Below are 25528 nucleotides of genomic sequence, written 5' to 3'. Positions count from 1 at the left end.
GCTAACAACTCCTCTCGCACTAATTAGCTTTTAGCTTCTAATATCGCAAAATCATAGATGCTAAAGCTCCGACGAATGTCTGTCATTTTCCAATCCCTTCGAATATGTTCTTCTAGTGAATAATTAAAAAGAGATTTTAAGCCATTCCCATAACGCACAATAATCTTGGTATGATCCCTTAACATCGGCTTTAGCTGATCCAATACCTCGCTTTTATTCCGAACGAGTGATGCGATAATAACATGTGTTGCTCCTTCCGAAACGATCATCCTATTCATCTCAGATTTCTGAAAGGTTACCGTGTCTCCCATCCCAGTAGCTTCTGCAACCCGATTGCCGCAATCAACTGCTTCCTCATCAATATCAATACCCATAACATGAATCCCTGTTTCCTTAGCGATTGTAATAGCAGATAGCGGAAAAGCTCCTGAACCAACAAACAGCAGCCGTGAATGTGTATCCATACCGAAAAAACGCAGCTCTTCCCTAATAGACTCAGCGAGCAGCTCTAAATATTGACCCGCATCGAGCTCTTTGTTCACAACAAGTATTGATTGATGTTTCTCCAAATCACATAACAATCGTACGGCAGTTTCCCGCAATTGCGCTCCATATTGTCTTATTTCATCACAGCTCTTCCATTTGTTCCATAGCTCGTTGTTCTCCGCATCAAGAATAAATAAACAAAGTTTATCCAGCTTAGATTGGACTAGCTCATAGCAGTCGGGACATTCCTTGCAATAACAATGGAGAAGATTCAATTCATATTCAATCGATCTTAGTGCTGACATGAGTTTATATTTATCCTTCATCTAAACTTCCCCTGCCTTGCCTAAAGATTTGGCCTCAACCGTCCATCTCCCGCCAATTAACGCCAATAAAGCAGCACATCCTACTACGCATGCACATATCGCATACATGCCAGAATAAGACAATTGGTCAGCAAGCGGACCCATTAACATACTTCCTAACGAAAGACCCAGATCAGCAGAAGCTATAAACCAGCCCACCATTACATTTCTTGCCGCCGCTGGAGCAACAAAAGTTAAATACGTCATTAAGGTAGGATAAATAACAGCTTGCGCATAACCTAGCATTACTGCCGCCACATACATAAGAGGTGGAAACTTGATTGAAAGTGAAAGAAATAACCCCGCAGTGCTTGCCAACATAAATGCTATTGCTATGTAACGTGAATGCCAATTGCCGTCAGAAGGGATATGTTTCCTTACTATAATCCGAGTCAGTACAACGACCAAAGCTTGAAGGGACAAATAAACGCCCGCATTTCCACCTTGAATATGACCTGCATACAATGGTACAAAACCTATTGAACCAAACAATAAGGACGCACTCAGCATCGTGGCACTGCAAAGGACAAAATGTTTGTTCATAGCAAGCTTCCGAAATGTATGAACAGAATAAATATTAGATTTAAGCGGCAACTCCTCTTTAGAGACTGGTCCCTTCATTGGAATAGATAATCCAAACAGAGCAGTCACCGCTGCAATTCCAATCATCGTTACTGTAAACATGTTCATTCCGCCCCATTCCCAAATACCGAGCGCAATAAGGGGACCAATAATCGTTGGCAAATAGGTAAATAAGGAATACATCGATACGCCTTGAGAGCGTTCTTTATCTGGTAATTGATCAATAATGCCTAATTGAAGCGACATGGAGAAAAAGGCGGTACAAACCCCTTGAATAAGCCGGGCAACAAAAATACCTTCTAACCCGGAGATCGTATACAACAAAAGCCCAATACCATTAATGACTACAATAATTCGAAGAATCTTAATTGGACCATATCGTTGAACCAAATAACCCGCCCACGGACGAACTAACATACAGGTCAACATATAAGCACCCATAATAAATCCGATTATACTGTTGTTGAAGCCTTTTGTTTCACCGTAAAGAGGTATAAAAACGTTCAAAATCGAATTGGCGCTAAAAAATAAAAAAGCTAGAACATACATTTGTACAAACGGCCATGACATAGCCTTTGACCCATTCAATGTCTAAATACCTCCTTAACGTGCCGCCTTGATTAGCTTTGTTGTGTAAGGGTTACGATCATCATTCCATATTTCATCACGACGGAATTGATCAATAATTGCCCCATCCTTCATCACGATCATTCGATCACATATGCCATGAACAGCTGCGATATCATGAGATATAAACAAACAAGACATGCTGAGCTCTCGTTGCAATTGCTTCAGAAGCTGCAAGATCTGTGCTTGAATGGTAACGTCTAGACTTGCGGTAGGCTCATCACATACGAGCAGCTGTGGACAAACACTTATCCCTCTTGCAATAGCTACTCGTTGGCGTTGGCCTCCGCTTAACTCATGAGGATACCGATCCATATAGTAGGATTGCATCCCTACCATCTCAAGCAACCTCTCTGCTGTTGCTCTCCGCGAATGACGTACATCACTTAAAAAGGGCGGACATGCTTCACGAAAATTATCTAACGGCTCCATAATAGAACGCCAAATGGGAAGTCTATCATTTAGTGATGCATTGCAATTTTGAAAGACGATCTGAATATACTGACGCAAATTCCGTAAATGGGCGCCACGAATAGAAAATAAAGATTGCCCGTTTAGCCACACGTCTCCTTCATCGGGTACTTCTAGTGCAAGCAGCACTTTTGCGAGGGTGCTTTTCCCACTGCCGCTTTCCCCTACCAATCCTAGACATTCTCCTTCACCTATATGAAGCGACACATTGTTAACGGTCGTTAAACACTGTTTACCCTGTCCATAATGTTTAACAAGGTCCTTAGCAACAAGCACTTTCTTCATCCTACTCCCCCCTTGTTTAGAAGGTAATGCTTTCTTTCTTATACAATCTCTCAACTCGCCGCTCAACGCTATCATTTTGATTGCGTTCATGACTTTGTAATAGCCTAGGACACGCATTAATCAACGCTTTTGTATAGTCATGTTGTGCATGGTTCATCAGTACATCCGTTAATCCGGCTTCGACGATTTTCCCGCTTTTCATTACGATCATTTCATCTGAATGCTTCATTACTTGACGTAAGTCATGTGAAATCAACATGACAGCGCATCCTGTCTTCTTCTGCATCGTTCCAATCAAATCCAGTATCGCTTCACCTGTCAGCACATCCAGTGCTGTCGTTGGTTCATCAGCAATAAGCAGCGAAGGCTCCAGCATAAGAGCGGATGCTAGGGCAACACGTTGGCATTGTCCACCGCTTAGTTGAAACGGATAACATTGATAAATACGTTCAGCTGGCAATTTCATTAACTCCAGCCAATGTATAGTTAGCTCACGCGCTTGTGTTCTCGACTTCCCTTGACGAACAACAATCGTTTCCTCCAATTGCCTGCCGATCCGAATGAATGGGGTAAGACTTCCTTCATAATCTTGAAACATCCAGCCAATTCCAGTCCCTCTAAGCTTCTGTTTTTCTTTCGCAGACCAACGGACGATATCATCGCCATGCCAACGTATCTCCCCATGTTGTATTCGAAGGGGATGCGATAAGAGACCTGCAATTGCGCTTGCTGTTACACTTTTCCCGCTCCCGCTTTCACCAACAATGGCTACTGTCTGGCCTTCCATAATCTTGAAATGGATATTCTCTATAATCGGTTCTTGATCATGTTTCTGATCGTGATAGACAGACAGCCCCTCAACCTGAAGCACTGGAATATCCCCTCTGTTCTCACTCATTACCAGTGGCCTCCTCTCCTTCTTCGGACATCTAATTGATCCCTAAGCCCTTCTCCAATCAAGTTACACGCAATGACAACAACGAAGATCGCTATCCCCGGATACAGAATAAGCTGCGGATGTGATTGAAAAAAAGATCTGCCTTCATTCAGCATAGCGCCCCATTCCGGAGTTGGTGGCTGAGCACCGAGACCGACATAGGACATCATCGCTATGATCATAATGATTTTCCCGATATCCAGCGATCCGATTACGAGGATAGAAGGCAACACTTTTTTGATTAGATGAAGCATCAATATGTTCCAACTACTGCTTCCTGCCGCACGAGCGGCTAATATATACTCCTTCTTCCGTTCTGCTAACACAATTCCTCTTGCTACACGCGCATATCCAATCCACTTGACCCATAAAATAGCTAACATCAGATTGGAGAGGCTTGGACCCAGAAAACCTGCTATTGCAATGGCAACAACAAATTCAGGCATCGCACTAGCGCCATCCAAAAACCGCATCATGATAGCATCAAAGCGACCACCCAAATAACCAGATAACATACCAAGCGGAATACCAATAAGTGCTACCGTCGCTAGAGTAAGCATCGTAATTCCAATCGTAGTCCGAGCTCCCACGACTAGCCTTGAGAACAGGCATCTGCCCATATTATCCGTCCCAAGCGGGTAGGAGAGGCTAGGCGCTTCCAGCCTTCTGCTCATATCAATAGCGAGGGGATCATTCGCCACAAACCATGAGCCTGTCAACATCATTAAAAAAACAATGGCAAGGATGAGTAGACCGACAACAACCATCCCATTCGAGCGCAAACTTATCATTATAAAAGCTCCCCCTTTCCATAACGAATGCGAGGGTCCAACATACCATAGAGGAAATCAACAATTAATTGAATAACTACAATGAAGAGACCAATTAATAGCACATATCCTTGAATGAGCGGATAATCACGTTGGAGCACAGCATCGATTGCTAGACTTCCTAGCCCCGGCATAGCAAACATAATCTCAACGACGACAGTACCAGCTATGAGGCTACCCAAACTCATTCCGAGTACAGTAATCAAAGGCAACAGAGCAGGACGTAAAGCATGTATCATTAAAATACGCATCTCTGACAGCCCTCTTGCCCTGGCAGATCGCACATACTCTTGTGACATGCTGTCAAGAAGTCCGTTCCGTAGCAGTCTGGAATATATGGCGGACATCGAGAACCCAAGTGTAATGGAAGGAAGAATGAAATGAATGATAGAGTCTGTTCCCATCGTCGGCAACAAATTCAGCTTGTATGCTAAGAAATAAACGAGCAGTAATCCTAATAAAAAGTTAGGGATTGAAGCTCCGAGCAGCGCAAATAATTGACTAAATCGATCTGGCCAACGCTTCGGATAACGGGATGCAATAATACCAAGCGGAGCAGATATCGTAATCATTACGATCATACCACCTACCATAAGTTGAAGTGTCAACGGCATCCTCTCCATCAACATCTTTGTTACGTGCTGACTATTTCCATACGAATAGCCCAAATCCAGCTTGAATAATCGAGTCAACCAACTGAAATATTGTTCATAGATTGGTTTGTTAAACCCTAATTTCTCTCTCATTGCTTCTTCATCAGCTTGTGTGACTGCAACCTCATCGATGTTCAGAATCGTTAATACAGGATCACCAGGAGCAACTTTCATCAGTACAAAGGTCATTCCCGATAATAGAAATAAAACAATAACCATCGCTATACATCTTCTACCTATAAACGGGAGCATAGCCTATCTCACATCCAGCTTATTTGTCACAATATAATATTCTTCAGCGCCTGGTTCCCACGAGATAATACGATCGTTGACACCTACAATGAGATTCGGATATACCGCATAAGCATGAGGCAATTGTTCTTGAATGATTTCAGTTGCTTGCTTCGTAAGAGAAATGCGATCCTCTATATCGCTCGTCCGATTAAGCTTGGATAACACCTCGTTTAATCCTTTCACCTCAATATTTGCTGGATTAATGGAGCCCCCGGGCGTCAAGGCTGCATTCAAAAAATACCCTCCATCACCGCGCGGTGATGACAAAATCGCATATGTAGCAACTTCCCATTCTTTATTGTCTCGCAAGTGGGCATCGATATCTTCTGAAACCTGAATTCGAATAGTAATTCCAACTTTAGCCGCATCAGACTGCAATAATTGTGCAATTAGCGGAAGCTCTGGACGCCCTTTATAGGTTACGACATCAAGTGTCAGAGGCTTACCATCCTTGTACAATAAATCATCTTTTCCTTGTATGTAACCCGCTTCTTGCAGCAATGACTTTGCTTCTTCTACCCGCAATGATTGAGGTTCTACTTGGCTGCCAAAAGGTAAGCTTGCGTGGAAAGGGCCATTTGCCTTCGTTCCATTTCCGATCATAATACCGTTTACAATCCCCTCGCGATCAATCAACCTATCTATTGCCTTACGCACCCTAAGGTCACTCATCTCTTTTGTTTGTTGATTGAACATGAGCAAATATACACGAAGACCTGATATTGACTTAACACGTAATGAAGAATCTTTTTCTATCGTTGCAATATTTTCAGCTGGCAGTTGGTACACAATATCTGCCTCTTTGGATTGGAGTGCAAGCGACCTCATGTTGCTGTCTTCATTAAATTTGTACGAAACCTCATTTACCTTCGCGAGACCATCCCAATAGTGATCGTATCGCTCTAAAGTAATTTCGATGTTTGGCTTGAATGCTTTTACAGTAAATGGACCTGTTCCAATCGGTGCTGTATTAAATGCATCTGCTCCCATTCTTGCCTTTTCTCCCGCATCAATAATGGACATATACGGATTGACTAGCTCAGAAGGTAGAGCAGGATAGGGTTCCGCTGTCTTGATCGTTAACTTCTGTCCTTCTGCTGATAATGAAGCAATCTTCAAAGATAGAGCAATCGATTTATTCGTCCGTATCGCTTCTTCCAATGATGCCTTTACTCCATTTGCGTCTAGCTGAGTGCCATTGTGAAACGTGATATTGTCTCGAATTGTGAATACCCAAGTCAATTCGTCCACGTTTCTCCATTCAGAAGCAAGCCATGGCACTAGTTTCATATTCGCGTCTAAGCGTACCAATGTTTCCGTGATTCCCGCTCTGAGCGGTTCCCAGCTCTGCAATGGATCAAGTGAATCCGATTTTAGATTGCGAATAATCGTTACCTTTTTGCTTCCTTCGTTAGCCCTCTCAACTTCACGATTGACCTTCATCGATACGACTTCTTTATCACCTGTGCTGCATGCAACTAACAACATTCCTAAAGCGATAGTACATGTGACGAACAGCGCCCCTCTTTTTCTACTGTTCCTCCAATCAAACCTCTTCATTGGTATCCTCCTCGGTTACGTACTTCAAAATAAGCTTACCTTTTGCGGTATTGCTAGTTTCAAAGACGCTAATCGTAATAGATACGATTATAAAGCGTAATGATTACGATTACAATGCCCATTTAAAAATATTTTTCCTTTTCCACCTAAATCTGCACAAAAAAAGTCTCACTCTAGAAAGAGTGAGACACTTGATCAAACTATGTATTCGAGCAATTACTCCTTCTGCTCGCCTAAATTAAATTGCCAATGGACACCGAATTTATCAACCAGTGATCCATAACACTTAGTCCAGAACGTTTCCTGCAACTCAAGCTCCACATTGCCATCTACCTTCAACTTATCAAATACCGATTGCATCTTTTCCTGATCTTCCGTAACAATTGCTATCGATACATGGTTTCCGACTGTATAAGGCGAACCTGGGAACGTATCGGAGAACATAATATAATCATCAAAAGCATTCAATCTTGTATTCATAATTAATCCTTTAGCTTCCTCTGGCAAAGCGTAGTCTGGATTTTGTGGTGAGTCGCCAAAGGTAGCCATCTGTGGAACCTCAACACCAAACGCATCCGCATAATGCTCTACCGCTTCGCGGCAATTACCATTGAATACTAAATAAGCAACTATAGACATTTAATAACCTCCATGGATCGAATAACATTAGTATTTCAATCTTTTTTTAGATGTATCCACTTGTCAAAATGGTCCTCTACGCACGTCTGTTTGCGAGAAAGAGCATTTTCATTTAGAACTGTTTATTATTCAAATAAGTCTCCAAAAACATCCAGCATCGTCTTTTTCTTTTTTGGACGACCATACTTATCATATCCATATTGACTATGACCATAGCCTTGACCTTGACCTTGATTGTAGCCAGGAGGATAACCCGGATTAGAAGGTTGACCTTGACCGTATCCCGCAGGAGGCTGGTTATAACCTTGTCCGCTTGCCGGAGGTGCTCCAAATGATCCCGATTGTGGATTAGCATACGATTGACCAGTAGGTGCACTACCGTATCCCGGTTGACCATATCCAGGTGTTGATGGTTGTTGACCAAACCCTTGACCTGGCTGCTGTGGAATCGTATTATCGAACGGAGGTGCATCTTTATGCATCTGCTGCTCCATCCGCTCATAGTCCTGACGAACTTCGCGGATACCTTGCATTAGCTTCTCAAGTTCGCCGCGATCAAGCCAAACACCTTTGCATTCTGGACATACATCGATTAGTACTTCATCTTTTTCTACTTCTCTCATGCGCACATCATTACAAATTGGACATTTCATTTTATCACTCCTATTCATAATTACAATCCTATTTTGTTCATACATCATTAGTCTGCCTAATCTATCGAAGGAGGAATTCTATCCTCCGAGGCAGGCATATAGCTGTAAGTTCGACTGAGCTTGAGCACGCGTCGGCTTGGCTTGCGAATGACGACGATTGACTCATCCCATGCAACGACAATACCGAGCACATCGTTTACTTCCATCTCATCTCGAATGACCCGAACTGTCTGACCTGATTGACGAAACCCATCCAATTGCTCTTCTGTCACCATACTCTAGCCTGTCCCCCCTTCTTCATGCTTCCTTCAAGAAGAAGCTTCCAGTTACCATTATACTAAAAAAACCTCAATGATAACATTCACTTATCATTGAGGTTTCTTCTAATTATGCCTTTATCTTATGTTTATGCGATTAGCCTACATGTTCACGGGAATCGTTTGTTTCATACCATTCATCCAGCACACGTGAGGACATGACTCGTTTACTAATGTACTCCCCTTGTTTCTCAGTGAATTGATCATGCCATTCTACAGAAAGCTCTTCGCATAACTTTACAATTGTAAGCAGTTCGGACCAAGCGACGTAACGTTTGTACCAGAAAAACTGTGGATGCTCAATCATATAAGGATATAAATCATCAAACTCCGTATGTTTGCAATCCAATGCTCTCTCAAAATGAGTTTTGGCATCGGTTAGCTTCCCATTTAAATATTCTGCAGACATGTTTCCCATCATTGGTGCCTCCCCTCGATCACTTACTTACCATTATAAAGGAAATAGCTGCTGTGTAAAAGGGTATTCGTATTGGTAGATGTTACTCAAATCTAATCTCGCCATTATCAAGAGATGCAATTCGTACCAATGATTCCACTCGAATATTTTGTTCTCTAAGCGTTCTAGCACCTGCTTGGAATGATTTCTCTACCACAATGCCAATACCTGCTAACGATGCACCTGAGCGCTCAATAATTTTTAAAAGTCCACGTGCCGCATCACCATTCGCTATAATATCATCAATAAACAATACGTGATCATCACTAGTAAGAAATTGTTTAGACACCATAATATCTGTTACGATCCCTTTTGTAAAAGAAGGTACTCTCTCACAATAAACATCAGGATCAGCGATTAATGTTTTTTTCCTGCGGGCAAATACAAGCGGTACATCAAGAACTAGGGCGGTTGCAAATGCTGCCGGAATTCCGGATGATTCAACGGTAATTACTTTTGTTATAGGTTGTTCTGCGAATCTTTTAGCGAATTCTTGCCCCATCTCCATCGTCAGTGCCGGATCTACCTGATGATTAATGATAGCATCCATTCGAAGCACATCACTTGATAAGATTGATGACTCTTCTAGTATACGTTGCTTTAACTTTTCCATCTTACACGACCTCCGCCAAAAATCCCTTTTCGATAAAGTACCATAGGTCAGGTGAAGTGCGCAACCTAATATGCCGTAATTGGGCTCATTTGTTGTAATCAACACATTTTCGTAGACATGATAAAAAATTCTTTAACAATAAAAGCAACTTTAACCTGTACGATGGCGTTTTATATATTAGATAGAAGATCGGAGGAGTACATATGAATTATTCCACTAAACGACGAACCAATAGGACTATTCTATGGATAGCAGTATCCTCAATTTCCTTAATATTAGCTGGATGTCAAAGCTCTGATGATCCGGATCCGCAATCATTTGACAAAGCATTACATACTGATCAGAATGTTTCTGCGGAAGGTCCGCAAGGATCTTACATAAATAATAATGCTGCAAGCAACAATAATTTAGCATCCAAACAATCATCCATTCCCGATCATGAGTCAACGACAGAAACTTCAAACTTGCAAACCAAACAAGGAACTAAACCAAATAAAGAAGGAAAAAAAAGCGATGGATGGAGCTTAGTTAGCCCGAAGCTAAATGGAATAGCAATCGGGGATAGCGATTCAAAGATACTTGATCATTACGGAGCAGAAATCGATAGCTACCTACTAGAGAATAAAACTGAAACGATTAACGTACTAGAATATGATGGCTTTGCAGTTGGTATTAACACTGATGGTACTGTCCAATTTGTAGAAGTATATGGCGAGCATATTACTTCAGGTGTTAGCGGACTTAAGATCGGCGATCATACCGAAAAAGTTGTCAAAGAGCTTGGCAAACCAGACACACAGTCGGATTTTTTACTTCTGTACAAAGCAACAGGAGCTACACTTAAGCTAGATGTCGATCCGGATGAGGATGAAATTGTATCCATTAAACTTTTGGCTCATACTCATGGCTAACCACTACCAATTAAAGAGTTGTTTACTATACAAGAAGAGGGCGGAATCAATTCCGCCCTCTTCTTTATTTCCCCGCTTCGCACAACCTTTTTAACATTTATGTCATGCCTGTCCTCAATTGGACATACCTTCTTTATAGAGAAGAATGTTGGATCGGAGGACGATACACATGCAGAAACGCACAGGCAAAGTGCTGCAGATCGCATCAACCTATATGGGAACTATTGTTGGCGCAGGCTTCGCCACTGGACAGGAGATTCTGCAGTTTTTTACGAGATTCGGTTATTGGGGCACAATTACTATTGCGTTATCCACCGTATTGTTCATCTGGCTCGGCACGAAGATGATGCTAATATCAAGCGAGATTCGTGCCAAGTCGTACGAAGACTTGAACAAAGCATTATTTGGTGAACGTTATGGAAAGCTGATTAGTCATTTCATGTTGCTCATTCTTTTAGGCGTCACAGCCGTTATGTTAGCTGGTGCAGGAACGATCTTTTATGAAAATTGGAATATCTCCTATCAAGCAGGACTGCTTATTACGATGGTTGCTAGCTTCTTCCTACTCAGAAAAGGAATGAACGCTATTTTAACTGTCAATGCAGTGGTCGTTCCCGTTATGCTCCTGTTCACCGTATTAGTTATGATTGATACATTCCGAACACCTGGGACCTATAAATTTCTAACTTTAACAACGGATTATTCCCCTTGGGCTGCCTGGGCATCACCATTCCTCTACACTGCCTTTAACTTATCGCTGTCACAGGCTGTACTTGTACCTCTCGGTGCTGAGATTCGTGACAAAAAAACGATCATAATCGGCTCATGGGTCGGAGGACTTGGCATCGGGTTCATGCTGCTCGCCGGTCATATCGCCTTGTCCGTTCATATGCCGGGAATTCAACAATTCGCCATTCCGATGGGTGGTATCGCTAGACAGCTAGGTCAATATGTTCAGCTTATCTACGTTTTTCTTATTTTTGCAGAAATATTCACGACCCTTATCGCAGATATATACGGTTTGACATTACAGTTGCAGGAGCGGCTAAAATGGTCGAGAGAGCTGCTAACGCTAGCCGTATTAGTCATTTGCTATCTGGCGAGTCAAATCGGCTTTGGTCCGCTTCTCTCCACTCTTTATCCAATGTTCGGACTAATCAGCTTAGGCTGGCTTATCCTCATGATTCGCAAGCGTGTAGCCTATCGTCGATTATAGGCGTAACTGATGTTTAAATTGCCTCAGTTGAACTTAACTCAACAAGCAGCGCATCACTGCGAGCCGCCAATAGTTCGTCTCGTACTTTCTCATGACAAGTAAACAACAGCAGCTGGCGTTCATCCGCTAGCTGCGCAACTAACCTTGCTGCCGCTTGTAATCTTTCGGAATCGAAGTTGACGAACAAATCATCAAGCAACAATGGAAGCTTCTCACCTTGTGAGGATTGGACAGCAAGTGCCAATCTCATAGCTAGATAGAGTTGTTCTGCCGTTCCTCGACTAAGTACACTGCTGTCCAGCATCGTATGATCGTTATTCTCCACACGTATGCCTGATTCCTCAACATTCACGCTCACTCTAATGTAACGACCGCCGGTTAACGTTCGGAAATATTGCGAAGCTTTCTTGAGTACAGCTGGTTGGCGCTCTTCTTCATAAATCCGTTTCGTCCGATCGATAAGTGCTTTACTAATCGTGAGTACCGCATACCGCTCCATATTTATATCAAGACCAGCAGCCGTCATTTCCCTCTCAATTAGTAGACGTTGTCGTTCATCCTCTTGCAATAATTGCTCCTTTGCTTGACTCAATCTACCTTTTTGTTCTAATCGATCAAATTGCTGTTGAATGAGCTTCGCTTCCTCCCTTTGCGTTTTCTCAAACGCCTCGGACAATTGTTCTTCGTCAAATTGGGCAAAAAGTGCTTCAAGCTGCTCCAGTCGTTCCTCCGTTAATCCAGCAGTCAATTCAATTTGGAGTTTTGTAAGCTCCAGATCGATTTGAACAAGCAAGCTACGATCCGCTAATGCAGCACCATATTGTTCTTCATCCACAAGTTTTGCTTGCTCTATTAGCGCAATCAGCGATTGCTCTATACTTGCTTCCTTCGTTTCTAGCCCTTCCAGTACAAATATGAGCTGATCTAGGCGTGATGTGATTTCGTCCCGTTCTGCAGCTATTGCAGCATGTCGGCGAATTTCCCCTTGCAGTAATTGCAATGCGAGAGTCGGGTCCGTAGAAGGTTGAAGAGCGCTGTTAGAATAACTAGCGCATAACATAACAGAATGATCTCTATAAGCAGCTAGCTCCTTTTGAGCTGCAACTTGACGTGCGGAGAGACGATCATATTGTCTAAGCCGCTGCATTGCTGACTCAGCTAGCTCGAATGCTTCCAGCGCTGCTGCTGGAGACATATGCTTCGGGAGTGCTCGCTCAGAGAGCCAACTTGCCCATTCCTCCGCTTCTAGTTGACTGTTGTGCGCTGCGGTAGTTGCTGCCTCAGCACGTTCCTTAAGCTGTGTTCGTGCACGATTCAGTCGACTTCTATGCTCCGAACACTCATCCATCATTCGCACATATTCGTCAATCGCTTCCAGTCTTTCCTGTACCTCCATGCGCATAGAAGAACGGATAGATACAACAAAACTTGCAGCTTGATTCTGATTTGCTGTAGCAATATCTATGAAGGAACGATACATTTCCTCTGACTCCTCAATAAGTTCTAACAACGCTTCATACAGATGCTGCTCACTTATACTGCCTATAGTACGATTGCCTCTGCTGCTTATACGAGCTCTTTGAGAAGATCGCCCATTTCCTTTAGTCCACTTATTCCCAAACTTATTCATGCCAGCAATTAATGCGATCGAAACTCCACCTATAACTATCGCTGTAATTGCTGCAACACTGCTCATTCCTCCTAATAGACCACTTGCAGACGCAGCACCCAGTACAAGGGCAGTTCCTGCACCACATAGGCCCGCCCACATCATTCTGCTATTCGAGGAATTCGTTCGATTAACTGAGTGACCTGTTCCACTAGTTCCTGCACGTTCAAGTTCCCAATTGCGGAGAGCTTCATCAAGTTTATCCCAAGCAGTAGTAAGAGCCATTTTAGATTCTGGAATGAGCTTGAATCTTCCCTTTCCACTTGCATCTAAACGTGCTTTCGTCTTATGCAAACGTTCTTCCGAGGCATTCAGTTGCTGTAGCAGCTCCCTCTCATGAGCTTGTATTGTCTCCAGTTCTAAATCGAGTCGCTCCTCAGCACGACGCATAGCTTGCCCGCGATCTCTCCGCTCTCGAACATAATCACGATCCGCTACTGTTATGGTCAACTCTCTTAACTGCCGCTCGGTCCATTCAGGAGAAATACTGGTCACTAGTCCGCCAATCGACTCATCTAATCCTTGTAATTCGGTCTCCAGCTCAGCCAGCTGTAAAGTAAGTGATCGCATACGTTCCGCATCTTGCAAAATAGCAGCGGTCTCCGCACCTTTTGCAACTAATTCTGAGTCGAATTGAAGTACAGACCGTTGACGTTCAAGCAGCGCCCTCTCTGCAACTACCTCATTTAATTGCTCATTTATTTCAGCACGTTGCCGAAGCAATTCATGCCAGCTTTGTTCCGCTCCGGGAGATAGATGATCCGTATATACGAGCTTCTCCCTATTTACTTGCAGCTCGCACTTTCGAAGCCAATTAGGACGTGAGCCAACTGCCTTGCGCAATAAATGCAAGTGCTCTACTAGAGAAGGCAGTTGCTCTGAGATCTCAGCAAGTGCTTCCTCTGTAGATTCCAGTTCATCATTCAACTCATTGAACCGATCTATACCATCTGCAATCCGTCTTAGCTCGGCATCAAGCTTCTCTAATGTTTTCCATTCGCTGCTCATCCGCTGATTCGAACCTTTAGGCTTAAACAAAGAATCCAGCTCCTGCATAATTTCTTTCTCTGCAGCAACTATCGCTTTACCTCCATCCCAGCCTGCTTGATAGAGATGTTGGCCGAGCTCGCCCACAGCCAGAGCACTTACTTCATTTAGCTCCGTTAACGTAATTGCATAGACCTGACGGTACAGCCGCATATTCATGCCACCTAGAAACTGTGACTCCCACTTGGCCTGTTCCATTATTTTCTCGTCAGCATCTTCAAGATAAGAGCTGTCACTATTACCATCAATGATCCTTACCTTAGGTTTCCCGCCTGCATCATCCGCATGTCGATTAACAACATAGGTGGTTCCTGATGAATGTCGGAATAACAGCCGACCTCCATGACGGCCTCCTAGCAAAGACTCTTGTCGCTCCGCAATGTTGGAACGTTTTGCAAATCCGAATAACATCGTCCTAACAAAGCCGAACAACGTACTTTTACCTGCTTCGTTGGGTCCAAAAACGACAATAACCGGCGCATCAAGATCGAGACGCCGGTTATTCAATCGTCCATACCCGTCAATATGAGCTTCAACCAGCCTCATTCACATTGCCTCCCAGTATGAACTCATTATGCTCTATAAGTAATAATCATTCACTTTACAATTAGTCATCGCCTTTATTACTTGCTAGTAGTCCAAGTGTAAGCTCCTTCGCTTGTTCCAGCCAATGATTTGGGAGCTCGTCCCACTTCTTTCGTCCGATTCGCCCAAGCTTCGAATGTGCGCTAATAGGTTGCAGTGCATCCTCCGCAAAGCCCCGCCATTCCTCGTCGCTAGACTCTAGTCGACTGCAAAGCCTAAGGAGCTCTCCTGCAAAGCTGTCTTCATCAGAAAGTGCCTGCAAGTCAAGCTGGACACCCGTTTGGACAACTAGGTCATATATATATATCCAAGGTAAACCACTCGAAGGTTCATATTCCGAGCGCAATTGTTCTACTAAAGCAGCTGTAACATTAGGCGTCATTATACGATCATGCAGAGAACCACGACCCGTTAGCCGAATACGCAGCATGACCGAACATCCGTCACCTTCATCAAGCTTTAAGCCAATTTTGCCATTAAGAAGTTGCAGAAGCTCCTGCTCCGTCGATAACCCAGTAATGGAAACCTCTTCGTCTAGCCAGCGAATGGAATCTAGCGGTGTAAACCGCACTTCAGTGTTGCGTGAATCTATAACGTCTACGATGTAACAACCTTTTGCGCCCAATTCTCTAGGATTTCTCCCTTGCGTATTGCCTGCATAGATGACATGAGGATACTCGCTAAGCACTTGCCGTTTATGAATGTGACCAAGCGCCCAGTAGTGAAATCCGCCCCCGGTTAAATCCTCTAATGTGCATGGCGCATAGGGGTCATGTCCACTATCCCCGCCTACATTGGCATGCAGAAGCGCAATATGATAGGGACCTTCGGGTACAATCTGGTAGGTCGCTGCAATGTTGCTAGCAACTGCTCTTTCTCCGTACGACATGCCATAGATGTAAGCTGCAAGCTCACCTGTTCTTCGAAATGCTGGACGATACGACATTTCATCTGCCCCAAAAATATGAACATTAGGCGGCAAAACAAACTTCGCCCGTTTGCCTCCCAAATGATCATGATTTCCGTGAATGGCGTACACAGCTATTCCATTGATCGCCAATCGCTCCCATTCCTTCAAGAGCGCTAATTGAGCTCGAAGTGATCGATCCGCCTCATCGAACAAATCTCCTGCAATTACGATAAAATCCACTTTTTGTGCAATAGCCGTATCAGTTAAACGTCTCAATGAAACAAATGTTGCCTCCGTAAGCTCTTCTCTGACTACGTCTGGAGCTTTCGATAATCCTCGAAACGGACTGTCCAGATGCAAATCAGCGGCGTGGATGAACCGGAATGGCATATTCATCTGAGCACCTGCTCTCTAGGTTTATTCAGTAGTCGGTGCTAGCTTCGGCCTAGGCTCCGATTTAACTCCAATATAAGCTTTCTTAAGCTGCGAAATGACCCGTTGCAAGGAATACGTTTTTTTCGCTGTATCCCAAGCTGTACGTGCTAAATTGTAGCGATACGATGGGTCGCCTACTACTTTCTCCAATGCGTCGGCAAGTGCCATCGGATCTTCCGGCGGTACTAACAAACCGTTTACACCGTCTTCGATCTGCTCCGCAATACCGCCAACATTTGTTCCCACAAGTGCTAGCCAACATAGTGCAGCTTCGGCAAATACAGACCCAAATGCCTCTGCGCGTGACGGAAGGACAAAAACGTCGAAAAAAGGCATAAATTCTTCTGGATGAAGCATATAGCCATAAAATATAATGTCATCATATAAGCCTAGCTCTTGAGCTAGCAGCTCCAGCTCTTCCCTGATCGGCCCATCTCCGATAATATGCAATACAAATGGGCTGCCACGACGTTTAAGTTCCGCACATGCATGTAGTAGAATGTCTATCCCTTTTGCAGGAACAAGTCTGCATACTGTAATTAATTGCGTCACTTCGTTTTCATGGGCAATCGGCTTAAATCTTTTTTCATCAAAACCATTTGGAATGACCTTTATCCGTTCAGGTTCATCAATATACGGTGCTATATAGGAACGAAACGATTCTGATACAGTCATCAGTCGATCCGCTTGCGCTTCAAGTTCACCATAGATTAACGTAAGAAAACGATGTTCAATCCCACCTTCTTCAATCTTTCCATTCAAAATTAACTCTCGCTCATAACTTGAATGAATAGTCATAACAAGAGGTGTATTCGGGAATACATGCTTCATAGCTAATGCAGCGATAGGATGATGCGCATGAATAATATCGTACGACTTCTGGATTCTCAGCTTTGTCCACCATATATAATCCTTATAGGTTTGTATATATTTATCCACCAGCGGATTCCCGCTGAATTCGGTATAATCGAACGTTTGGAACATGACCTCTTCATGACCTTTATTCCTCACTCGCTTCGGAAGCGAGAACAACTCCATTTGCCAGCCTAACTTAAGAAAACGCTCTTGAACATAAGGGACCATCGATGATACGCCTCCGGGTTGCTCTGGAGGGAAAAATAATGCTTGCAAAATATTCATAAATGCCAGCTCCTGTAAGGTTTCTAAAGCGGTGTGCGCTTCGTAAAAATGGGATCACACGTTAACGGTGTCGATAGCTTCCACCTTCGCACTCGATAATGCCGATACAGCGTTCCGCTCTTCGACACTGTTCTATTCTTTGCGCGAAATTTAGACTTCCTTATCTACTAAAACATGATATAATAGAACATACGTTTCTGTAAAGATTTCATCTATTCCTATATATTGGTGGTCGGCTCATGACAATAATACAGTGGATCACTGGTCCTAACGGACAGCTTTTTTCATCTTCGTCCGTCATCGTTATCCTTATTTTGATGCTTTTTATGTCGATCAAACTTTACGTAAGTTATCGCAACAAACAAACCTATAGATTGCTTATTACTGCAATTGCGCTCATTATTGCACGACAATGTTTGCTGGTCGCTCTTGCGTTCCCTGGCTGGACGCTCGGCCCATGGATGTACTTACTGTCCAATATGCTACAAATAATCTCCTTTATCATTATAAACTTTGTGTTCATGAAATTATATACTTACCGGTCGGCTCAGCTCAGAATAGTACCATTCATATTGATGATGGTGCTCACAACAATTTTGACTGTTATTCAAATTGCACTTACACCATTATCGACGATTACTGCAACTTCATACGTCATTACGTTCCCATTACTTGATGTGTACTGCATAATCGTTACTCTTATTATATTGCTCGCTACAAGAAGTGCTGACATGAATACAAAATATTATGCCAGTCTTATTATCTTCTTTGTTATTGAGATTACTCGTATGGCAGATGCTTATGTATTTCAGGGTTCACAGCATTGGATTTTGCTGCTCAGTCTAGTACTGCCAATCATATATTTCTCCTTACTGTTTATGCTTCTGTTCGAATGGGTAATCGAGCGGTTAATCTCTACGTATCAGTCCTCCATCGTGGATGGATTAACTGGATTGTACAACCGCAGACATTTCAATCTAAAGGCAGAAGGGCTAATAATGCGCAGCAAGTCAGTAGCGATCATCTTCTGTGATATCGATAACTTCAAACGTTTAAACGACTCACAAGGCCATCAAGTTGCAGATGGTATTCTAAAAAAAGTTTCCGAAATCATTAAAGAGGAGTCAAGCGGAATCGGGAGTGCTGGTCGTTATGGCGGAGAAGAGCTTCTAGCCTGCATTAGTACCGACAGAGTGAAGCCCGAGCTTGTAGCAGAATCTATTCGGAGCAGAGTAGAAAACGAAACCGTCGTTACGATTAGTATCGGTTTTAGTACTACCAAAGAGAGCAAAGCCGTTGGTGAATTAATTAGGCTAGCAGATGAAGCGATGTATTTCTCCAAGACGACAGGGAAAAACAGAGTCACTGCATACAAAACAATGCCTTCTTCTTACAAAACGAAAAAAGATATATAAGTGATATTGCTACTTAAACGTTAGTGATTGGCTGTAGGCTTCTACTCAATAGACGTAGAGGCCCTTTTTTTAATGAATAGTGGATTCAAAATTTTTCTGTAAGGTGCAATAATGCTTCATTAGAAGTTTGACATAACTAGCATTGCTTGTACGATTACCTTCACTTTTTCTTCAATTGGCAATGTTTGCGCTATGTTCGTGAGTGGAGTAATCTTTTTAGATGAGGGTTTTTCTTTACACTTCAGATTTTATTTCCTGCTGCTAGTTATTCAACACGTCTACTTTACCATTTTGAAAAGGAGAATACTGCATGCTAAATATTACGAAAATCAAAGAAAGACACAAACTTAAAAAGCCTACTGGATCTCGTCTGGTCGGTTGTACAAGTTTGATGTTCGAATATTCGCAAGAGGAAGATAGCGGCAATAAGCGGATAATTCCTTGCTTATGCTTCTACCCCGCAAAACATGCAGGCGAAGGGGAACTTAAGAAGTATGCAAGCGAACAAATATTGCCCCGATCTGGCGGCATTGAGACGAATTCATATCTGAATGCTCCTATTTGTGAGGGCAAGCACCCGCTGCTTCTGTTCAATCATGGGTACTGTATGTTTCTTGAATCTAATACAGTGCAGTGCGAGGAACTAGCATCCCATGGGTATATTGTGCTCAGCATAGGCCATCAGGGCGAAGGGCTATACATACTGCCAGATGGTGAAGTGTCGACGATAGATGAAGAAATGCAAAAAGATTTTTTAGCACATCATTCAAAAAGCACAGAGATATTCCAAAAATATTCATCTTGGCTCATTAATGAGGGGGATCATGCAAGCTTAGAGGAACACACCTCGAGATATAAAGAAACGATGGATAGCCAACCTACCCTTTTGGCGCACATGGATGTTTGGCTAAGGGACAGTTTAATTGCACTGGAAATGTTTCTGGATAATGCCGAAAATCAAACAGAATGGCTTGGTAAACATATCGACAAAGATCGTATTGGCTCGTTCGGAATGTCCTTTGGCGGATCTGCTGCTTTAGGTTTGACACATCTATGTGACCGCATCAAAGCAAGTGCAAATCTTGATGGGTTCTACTATAACTCGACATGGTCAAAACCGTTTCAGAAACCCATCTTGCTAATGCAGCATGAGAGTGAAACTTTAGGCAGCCATCTTCTGTTTCCATTTCTAAATTCGGAAAGTGATTCTTATCTGGTAACGGTTAAACAGTGTACACATGCAAACTTTACAGATTACACCGAAGTGATGTCTGAAAACGAGATGACTAAAGTTGTTATAGACGATAAAGAAGTAGAGTTTGGCGTACTTGGCGACATACATCCCGACAAGATGATAACGATTATGAATACGCTGCTTCTGGACTTTTTTAATACATATTTGAAAAATAGTTCTGCTCCATTCCTCGACAAAGATGACCAGCTTGATGACGTATTTATACAGTGCAAAAAGACGATATGAAGCTTGGCTTCTTATCGTCTTTTAAGCTTTTACTACCATAATAACTACGCAATATCGCTATTTACTTCTTATTCTCTTCAGCTCTAACTATCAGCATATCCGTAAACAGGTCGATCTGCGCCATTACAGCTATTGGATCATAGGCATAAAACGTTTGGAAGTCATTGTAAAATAGCTTGTTGTTTTTGCTCGCTTGCAAACCATTCCAAACCACCGAATCTTTTAACTCCTTGAGTGCGTCGCCTTTGTTTTCGGGATCAAAACTCGTTAGGAACATATAGTCGGCAGCATACTCCGGCAATGTCTCGAGCGACAACTGCACTGCCTGCTCTTTGCTGTCCGCCAGCTTCTGCGGCATTTTCAACTTAAGTGCATTGTACAATGCCTGACCACCACGGCCCCCATTGTCGCCTAGCATCCAGATATCCCCTTTATGCCTTACTTCATAAAGTCCAAAGGTCGCATTTTCCTCAATGACTCCCTTCAGCTTAGCCCGCCCTTCGGCAGCTTTCTTGTCAAACTCGACGATAAATTGCTCCGCCTTCTCTTTTTCTCCTACGATGTCTCCAAAAAATCTTAGCGTTTCGTACACATCATTTACCGTTCCATACGGGATGTGCAATGTCGGCGCAATTTTAGACAACTTATCATAATCTTTATCGTTCATGACGACGATGAGATCAGGAGTAAGCTCAAGCGCTTTCTCCGTATTTATAGGATTGCCGATATCTTTAGCTGTCTTCAACTGTTCTTTTAAATAAGGATTGGCAAATGTTTCTGGATCTACACCAACAACATTTGCACCGACCGACAACAGCTCGCCTCCGTAATAGTCTGTCACAATGCGTTGTGGCTTGGCCGGAATGGTAATGGCGCCTTTGACGGTATCAAAAGTGCGGGTTGTAGTAACAACTTCATCCTTAGCAGCAGATCCATTCTCGCCACTATTGGCCGCTCCACCACATGCAGTAAGTAAAACTGAAAAAATGAAAACGATAGAAACTCCCATAGCCTGAACTCGATGCTTAAACATAACGTCCTCCTCGAATACTTGCGAATATCACAACATTAACCATTATATGATAATGATTATCATTATTGCAATACCCTATATCAAGTACTAGGAAAGTGGTTACTAGATGACTTTTTATCTACTCACAGCGTTCAAAAGCTGCCCCCCCCTAGCAATTTGTCTATATGGAATTCGAAATGGCTTACATGCAATGAGTTCAGGCGTACCTACTAAAGTGAAGGCCACCGTCGTGAAAATCGAGAGCTCTCATGAAATTGAAAAACCAGGCACTCCCAAAGCATGGCTATATTCACCTAGCTATATATTGTCGGTTTGGAGCTCTCCCCGCAGAACAGTCACAGCTCCTCCCGACAACAATACACGGTTTTCTACAAGCTGCATTCGAACGAACCCTCCTCTTGCGGACGCTTGGTATCCAATCAACTCATCTTTTCTGAGTCGTTTACTCCAATAAGGTGCAAGTGCGCAATGGGCTGAACCAGTGACGGGATCTTCATCTATACCAATGGCAGGGAAAAAGGCTCTTGAAACAACATCGTAGGAGCCGCCAACTTCTACTCTTTTATTCGCCTTGCTTGTAACGATTACTCCCCTTGCATCTAATCCCTTAATAAGATTAAAGTCTGGCTGCAATGTTCGCACCGTGTCTTCACTGTCGACTTCAATGATATAATCCATTCGATTGCGCCCAACATAACGTGGAATTAGCCCTAATGCTTCAATTAGCGCCTCTGGTGCTTGCGCAGCTTGGGGTGCCTCTGTAGGAAAATTTAGTTCAATCCATTCCCCTTCATTTCTTGCAGTTAGCACCCCACTTTTTGTTGAAAATGTCGCTTCCTCCGTTACGGGTAACGTTCCTGACTCCCATAACGCATGTGCAGTAGCAAGAGTGGCGTGACCACATAGTTCCACCTCTGCAACAGGTGTAAACCACCTTAATCCGAAACCTTCGTTTTCTTTTATAACAAATGCCGTTTCCGACAAGTTCATTTCTGCTGCAATATTTTGCATGTGCCTTTCTTCTATCGGTTCCGATAACAAACATACCGCAGCAGCGTTACCTTTAAATCTTTCCTTCGTAAATGCATCAATAATCCACATTTCCAATCCCATCATGACTACCTCATTCCTTCAATAATAAATACAAAAAAAGAGCCTGCTCCTGCGAGGCTCTTCCCTCTATTCGCTCTCTAATCGAACAAGTTATTCAAACAGCTCTTGTATGCATTAATCTTCAAGTGGTATTAGCAATTCAACGGGTTGTTCTTCCCAGTGCTGCTCGTCTATATAGAACAGCTCAATTGATACCGCATTGGTATGTTTCTTAAGTCCATTTTCAGTCATCCAAGCATTCAACTGTTCATATCCTTCACCAATTCGTTTGTTCGAGCTTGCGACCATTGCATATCGATGACCAGGGATAGTAAGTTGAACCATTCCAGGTGGCAGCTCCTCTAAATGCTGCACTTCATAACACGCCCAGTATGTAGCAAACGCCTCATTTCCAAAATAAGGGCTAAAGAGTATCGTCGATGATGATGCTCCGTTCAATTCATGCTTTCTAGCCAGAAACTCCGTTTGTAATCGAATCGCTTCATCTGGAAAAGATGAATATGGTCCGCAATAGCTGATTCCGACTAAATATAGAGCAGGTTTTGTAACGATTGAGCAGTTTTCCACGCTTTATTCCTCCTTTTGATAGGGCAGAACATTTGCTTTAGGATGAGCTTTCTCGTCTTAGTGTAGCATAAATTGCCATATATAGGATAGTGCTAATTGGATTGTCCCCAGCCAGTCATCGTTCAAGCTGGTCTAAAACCGCATTATTCACATTCCAATCGCTTCATAAACTCTTCCGCAGCACTGTAGCCTTGTGTCTTCAAGTACCAGTTGTTAGCTGCTGCTTCTATTAAACCTGCCACATCTCTTCCGGGTTGCAGTTGGATTTCGAAATGGGGTATTTGTACACCCATATAGTCCATGTACTTCGGCTCCAGCTCAAGGTCATTGTTTAATTCATTGTCCTTCCACTTTATGAGCTCAATGTCCATCACAATACGGGTTTCATCTTGAAATGCTTTCCGACCATATAGCCTAACGACATTAATAAGTCCAACACTACGGAGCGCCAGAAACTCCTTCGATACTTCGTTATGGCTGCCAAGGAGCGTCTGATCACTAAGTTTCTTCAAAACGACGATATCGTCGGCTACAAGGCGATGCCCGCGTCTAATAAGCGTATGTGCTGTCTCACTTTTGCCAACACCTGACTTGCCCCGTAGTAGGATGCCAATGCCAGATACGTTGAGACAAACGCCATGAACAGCAATTTCTGGTGCAAGTGCTTTCTGCAAATAAGCGTCAAGACTAGTCATAAATGCTGTCGTTGTGTTGTCCGTCCGAAGAAGCGGAATCCCTTCTTCTTCACAATATTTAGTCAAATATTTAAGCCCCTCCTGCCCAGATGTTACGATGAAACAAGGTGGATGATATTTGACAATATTACCGATATGATGATTCCGCTCCTCTTCTGTGAGCGCATGTAAATAAGTAATTTCCTTCACACCTAATATCTGAACATGCTGCTGTGGGAAAAAGTCGAAGTAACCGACAAACTCAAGACCAGGTCTGTATGTCTTTGCTTTTATTATTTTCCGATCAATATGGTCAAGCCCAACGAGCACCTCAAGCGAAAACTTCCCAATCAGTTCTTTCACTTCAATGCATTTCATTTACGGACACCCCTTCACCCATATTGTCAAGCGTAAACGACTAAAGCCATCCTTTGGAGGCTTAGCTATCGTTTCGCGGAGATATATAAGTCATTTATAAGATAACAAACTTATAAATTCTTATATTTAAACAAAAATCGCCCCCGGCCTTGCCCATAGGCATAGTCGAGAGCAATCTTGGAACGATCTTGAAGTGTTCTATAATAGTTGCTGCATTATTTTAAAAGTTGAATACAAAGTCATCGTCGTTAAGTGGCTCCACGTGGATCGTGCGCACATAGCCGTTGCCTTTTTTGGAGAAGAAATCATGTTGCTTTGTATGAGTACTAATGCCGTTGAATACAATTGGGTTAACTGGCTCTTCTGGGAAATGAGGTTCAAAACCTAGATTCATCAGTGCTTTGTTCGCATTGTAACGAACATACGTTTTAACTTCTTCCTCAAGCCCAAGCGGACTATACAAATCGTCGGTATAAATAACTTCGTTTGCATATAGCTCGTCCAGCAAAGCGTAAACTTCGGTTGTTATCTCAGCTTTCTCTTCTGCCGTGAAGCCTTCGAACAATTCCTGAGCGAGTACGCCCACATAAAGACCGTGAATACTCTCATCACGCAAAATTAGATCGATAATTTCGCCGCTGCTCGTCATTTTGCCTTGGCCTGCCAAGTAAAGCGGGTAGAAGAAGCCGCTATAGAATAGGTAGCTCTCTAGAAATACGGAAGCAGCCATTGCTTTGTACAGTTCCTTCTCATTCGAAATATTGCTGTACCAAGTAGATACCAATTCCGCTTTTCTTTGAAGCTGCGGATTGCCTTCTACCCAAGCGAATATTTCATCAATCTCTTCACCAGAAGCAAGTGTCGTGAAAATGCTGCTGTAGGATTTCGCATGAATTTGTTCCATCATGGACATGAAAGAAAGCACCGCTTTGCGTTGCAAACCTTCAACATGCTCCAAAATTTTCGGCATGCCAATGCCGCCCTGTATCGTATCAAGTAATGTTAGACCGCCGAGCACATTTTTGTACAATGTGCGTTCAGCATCCGACATTTCCATCCAATCCATTTTATCATCTGATAATGGAATTTCTTCGTCCGTCCAAAATTGCATAACATTCTGTTGCCAGAATGTAAGCGTGAAATCATCGTCCGGGCGATTCCAGTTTACTGCCTTCATAATAGGTAT

Annotated in this window: 23 protein-coding genes and 1 pseudogene; 4 read left to right on the top strand and 20 right to left on the bottom strand. The window is 43.0% G+C overall.

Annotated features, from left to right (window positions below):
- Positions 1-23 precede the first annotated feature (23 nt).
- The 12 genes and pseudogenes from MFF31_RS13600 to MFF31_RS13545 all read right to left on the bottom strand — a co-directional run bounded on the left by MFF31_RS13600 (position 24) and on the right by MFF31_RS13545 (position 9769).
- Positions 24-812 (bottom strand): SAM-dependent methyltransferase, encoded by a 789-nt coding sequence (locus MFF31_RS13600; protein WP_238188668.1) that lies wholly within the window; start codon positions 810-812, stop codon positions 24-26.
- The gene (gene cntE / locus MFF31_RS13595) at positions 813-2021 is read right to left on the bottom strand and encodes a staphylopine family metallophore export MFS transporter CntE (protein ID WP_238188667.1); all 1209 of its coding nucleotides are present in this window, start codon (positions 2019-2021) and stop codon (positions 813-815) included.
- 15 nt (positions 2022-2036) lie between these two features.
- Positions 2037-2816 (bottom strand): ABC transporter ATP-binding protein, encoded by a 780-nt coding sequence (locus tag MFF31_RS13590; RefSeq protein WP_238188666.1) that lies wholly within the window; start codon positions 2814-2816, stop codon positions 2037-2039.
- Between the two features lie 16 nt (positions 2817-2832).
- Entirely contained in the window at positions 2833-3714 is an 882-nt protein-coding gene (locus tag MFF31_RS13585) for an ABC transporter ATP-binding protein (RefSeq protein ID WP_238188665.1), read from the bottom strand.
- Entirely contained in the window at positions 3714-4544 is an 831-nt protein-coding gene (gene nikC, locus MFF31_RS13580) for a nickel transporter permease (protein WP_238188664.1), read from the bottom strand. Before nikC ends, MFF31_RS13585 begins: the two co-directional genes overlap by 1 nt.
- Complete coding sequence (gene nikB, locus MFF31_RS13575; protein ID WP_282570479.1) at positions 4544-5488, bottom strand: nickel ABC transporter permease; 945 nt, start codon at positions 5486-5488, stop codon at positions 4544-4546. The genes nikC and nikB overlap by 1 nt, the downstream gene beginning before the upstream one ends.
- A 3-nt stretch (positions 5489-5491) precedes the next feature.
- Positions 5492-7090, bottom strand: coding sequence for a nickel ABC transporter substrate-binding protein (nikA, locus tag MFF31_RS13570; RefSeq protein WP_238188662.1), 1599 nt, complete (start codon positions 7088-7090; stop codon positions 5492-5494).
- A gap of 216 nt (positions 7091-7306) precedes the next feature.
- Entirely contained in the window at positions 7307-7729 is a 423-nt protein-coding gene (locus MFF31_RS13565; RefSeq protein ID WP_238188661.1) for a VOC family protein, read from the bottom strand.
- A gap of 509 nt (positions 7730-8238) precedes the next feature.
- A pseudogene (locus tag MFF31_RS13560) lies at positions 8239-8382 on the bottom strand (TFIIB-type zinc ribbon-containing protein); the annotation flags it as partial.
- Positions 8383-8438: 56 nt separating this feature from the next.
- Entirely contained in the window at positions 8439-8657 is a 219-nt protein-coding gene (locus MFF31_RS13555) for a hypothetical protein (RefSeq protein WP_238188660.1), read from the bottom strand.
- A gap of 139 nt (positions 8658-8796) precedes the next feature.
- The gene (locus MFF31_RS13550; RefSeq protein ID WP_375541357.1) at positions 8797-9117 is read right to left on the bottom strand and encodes a hypothetical protein; all 321 of its coding nucleotides are present in this window, start codon (positions 9115-9117) and stop codon (positions 8797-8799) included.
- Between the two features lie 82 nt (positions 9118-9199).
- Positions 9200-9769 carry a xanthine phosphoribosyltransferase gene (locus tag MFF31_RS13545; RefSeq protein WP_238188658.1) on the bottom strand — a complete coding sequence of 190 codons (570 nt, stop codon included), beginning with the start codon at positions 9767-9769 and terminating at the stop codon, positions 9200-9202.
- Between the two features lie 203 nt (positions 9770-9972).
- Between MFF31_RS13545 and MFF31_RS13540 the strand changes: the two genes are divergently transcribed.
- Positions 9973-10680 (top strand): hypothetical protein, encoded by a 708-nt coding sequence (locus MFF31_RS13540; RefSeq protein WP_238188657.1) that lies wholly within the window; start codon positions 9973-9975, stop codon positions 10678-10680.
- A 169-nt stretch (positions 10681-10849) separates the two neighbouring features.
- Positions 10850-11896 carry a YkvI family membrane protein gene (locus MFF31_RS13535; protein ID WP_238188656.1) on the top strand — a complete coding sequence of 349 codons (1047 nt, stop codon included), beginning with the start codon at positions 10850-10852 and terminating at the stop codon, positions 11894-11896.
- Between the two features lie 13 nt (positions 11897-11909).
- Here the strand turns inward: MFF31_RS13535 and MFF31_RS13530 are convergent, their stop codons facing one another.
- The 3 genes from MFF31_RS13530 to MFF31_RS13520 all read right to left on the bottom strand — a co-directional run bounded on the left by MFF31_RS13530 (position 11910) and on the right by MFF31_RS13520 (position 17682).
- Entirely contained in the window at positions 11910-15158 is a 3249-nt protein-coding gene (locus MFF31_RS13530) for an AAA family ATPase (RefSeq protein WP_238188655.1), read from the bottom strand.
- A 61-nt stretch (positions 15159-15219) separates the two neighbouring features.
- Entirely contained in the window at positions 15220-16503 is a 1284-nt protein-coding gene (locus MFF31_RS13525; protein ID WP_238188654.1) for a metallophosphoesterase family protein, read from the bottom strand.
- A gap of 21 nt (positions 16504-16524) precedes the next feature.
- Complete coding sequence (locus MFF31_RS13520) at positions 16525-17682, bottom strand: glycosyltransferase family 4 protein (RefSeq protein WP_238188653.1); 1158 nt, start codon at positions 17680-17682, stop codon at positions 16525-16527.
- 239 nt (positions 17683-17921) lie between these two features.
- On the opposite strand from MFF31_RS13520, the gene MFF31_RS13515 reads away from it, so the two are divergent.
- Both MFF31_RS13515 and MFF31_RS13510 read left to right on the top strand, forming a co-directional pair.
- Complete coding sequence (locus MFF31_RS13515) at positions 17922-19097, top strand: GGDEF domain-containing protein (RefSeq protein WP_238188652.1); 1176 nt, start codon at positions 17922-17924, stop codon at positions 19095-19097.
- A gap of 310 nt (positions 19098-19407) precedes the next feature.
- Positions 19408-20577, top strand: a complete 1170-nt coding sequence (locus MFF31_RS13510; protein ID WP_238188651.1) for an alpha/beta hydrolase — start codon at positions 19408-19410, stop codon at positions 20575-20577.
- A 61-nt stretch (positions 20578-20638) separates the two neighbouring features.
- On the opposite strand, the gene MFF31_RS13505 is transcribed toward MFF31_RS13510, so the two are convergent.
- The 5 genes from MFF31_RS13505 to nrdF form a co-directional block, all read right to left on the bottom strand.
- On the bottom strand, positions 20639-21610 hold the full coding sequence (locus MFF31_RS13505; protein ID WP_238188650.1) for an ABC transporter substrate-binding protein: 972 nt from the start codon (positions 21608-21610) through the stop codon (positions 20639-20641).
- Between the two features lie 297 nt (positions 21611-21907).
- Entirely contained in the window at positions 21908-22726 is an 819-nt protein-coding gene (locus MFF31_RS13500; protein ID WP_309296679.1) for a PhzF family phenazine biosynthesis protein, read from the bottom strand.
- Positions 22727-22837: 111 nt separating this feature from the next.
- Positions 22838-23290, bottom strand: a complete 453-nt coding sequence (locus tag MFF31_RS13495) for a GyrI-like domain-containing protein (protein WP_238188649.1) — start codon at positions 23288-23290, stop codon at positions 22838-22840.
- A gap of 143 nt (positions 23291-23433) precedes the next feature.
- The gene (gene hprK / locus MFF31_RS13490; RefSeq protein ID WP_238188648.1) at positions 23434-24342 is read right to left on the bottom strand and encodes an HPr(Ser) kinase/phosphatase; all 909 of its coding nucleotides are present in this window, start codon (positions 24340-24342) and stop codon (positions 23434-23436) included.
- A gap of 220 nt (positions 24343-24562) precedes the next feature.
- Positions 24563-25519 carry a class 1b ribonucleoside-diphosphate reductase subunit beta gene (nrdF, locus tag MFF31_RS13485; RefSeq protein WP_238188647.1) on the bottom strand — a complete coding sequence of 319 codons (957 nt, stop codon included), beginning with the start codon at positions 25517-25519 and terminating at the stop codon, positions 24563-24565.
- Positions 25520-25528 lie beyond the last annotated feature (9 nt).

Origin of the sequence: Paenibacillus sp. L3-i20 (assembly GCF_022180385.2) — a bacterium.
Classification (GTDB): Bacteria; Bacillota; Bacilli; order Paenibacillales; family Paenibacillaceae; genus Pristimantibacillus.
This window is presented reverse-complemented; position numbering and strand designations above follow the sequence as displayed.

Coding starts and splice junctions, on each gene's coding strand:
- MFF31_RS13600 (WP_238188668.1), bottom strand. CDS start 812: ATGAAGGATAAATATAAACTCATGTCAGCACTAAGATCGATTGAATAT.
- MFF31_RS13590 (WP_238188666.1), bottom strand. CDS start 2,816: ATGAAGAAAGTGCTTGTTGCTAAGGACCTTGTTAAACATTATGGACAG.
- MFF31_RS13585 (WP_238188665.1), bottom strand. CDS start 3,714: ATGAGTGAGAACAGAGGGGATATTCCAGTGCTTCAGGTTGAGGGGCTG.
- nikC (WP_238188664.1), bottom strand. CDS start 4,544: ATGATAAGTTTGCGCTCGAATGGGATGGTTGTTGTCGGTCTACTCATC.
- nikB (WP_282570479.1), bottom strand. CDS start 5,488: ATGCTCCCGTTTATAGGTAGAAGATGTATAGCGATGGTTATTGTTTTA.
- nikA (WP_238188662.1), bottom strand. CDS start 7,090: ATGAAGAGGTTTGATTGGAGGAACAGTAGAAAAAGAGGGGCGCTGTTC.
- MFF31_RS13565 (WP_238188661.1), bottom strand. CDS start 7,729: ATGTCTATAGTTGCTTATTTAGTATTCAATGGTAATTGCCGCGAAGCG.
- MFF31_RS13555 (WP_238188660.1), bottom strand. CDS start 8,657: ATGGTGACAGAAGAGCAATTGGATGGGTTTCGTCAATCAGGTCAGACA.
- MFF31_RS13550 (WP_375541357.1), bottom strand. CDS start 9,117: ATGGGAAACATGTCTGCAGAATATTTAAATGGGAAGCTAACCGATGCC.
- MFF31_RS13545 (WP_238188658.1), bottom strand. CDS start 9,769: ATGGAAAAGTTAAAGCAACGTATACTAGAAGAGTCATCAATCTTATCA.
- MFF31_RS13540 (WP_238188657.1), top strand. CDS start 9,973: ATGAATTATTCCACTAAACGACGAACCAATAGGACTATTCTATGGATA.
- MFF31_RS13535 (WP_238188656.1), top strand. CDS start 10,850: ATGCAGAAACGCACAGGCAAAGTGCTGCAGATCGCATCAACCTATATG.
- MFF31_RS13530 (WP_238188655.1), bottom strand. CDS start 15,158: ATGAGGCTGGTTGAAGCTCATATTGACGGGTATGGACGATTGAATAAC.
- MFF31_RS13525 (WP_238188654.1), bottom strand. CDS start 16,503: ATGAATATGCCATTCCGGTTCATCCACGCCGCTGATTTGCATCTGGAC.
- MFF31_RS13520 (WP_238188653.1), bottom strand. CDS start 17,682: ATGAATATTTTGCAAGCATTATTTTTCCCTCCAGAGCAACCCGGAGGC.
- MFF31_RS13515 (WP_238188652.1), top strand. CDS start 17,922: ATGACAATAATACAGTGGATCACTGGTCCTAACGGACAGCTTTTTTCA.
- MFF31_RS13510 (WP_238188651.1), top strand. CDS start 19,408: ATGCTAAATATTACGAAAATCAAAGAAAGACACAAACTTAAAAAGCCT.
- MFF31_RS13505 (WP_238188650.1), bottom strand. CDS start 21,610: ATGTTTAAGCATCGAGTTCAGGCTATGGGAGTTTCTATCGTTTTCATT.
- MFF31_RS13500 (WP_309296679.1), bottom strand. CDS start 22,726: ATGATGGGATTGGAAATGTGGATTATTGATGCATTTACGAAGGAAAGA.
- hprK (WP_238188648.1), bottom strand. CDS start 24,342: ATGAAATGCATTGAAGTGAAAGAACTGATTGGGAAGTTTTCGCTTGAG.
- nrdF (WP_238188647.1), bottom strand. CDS start 25,519: ATGAAGGCAGTAAACTGGAATCGCCCGGACGATGATTTCACGCTTACA.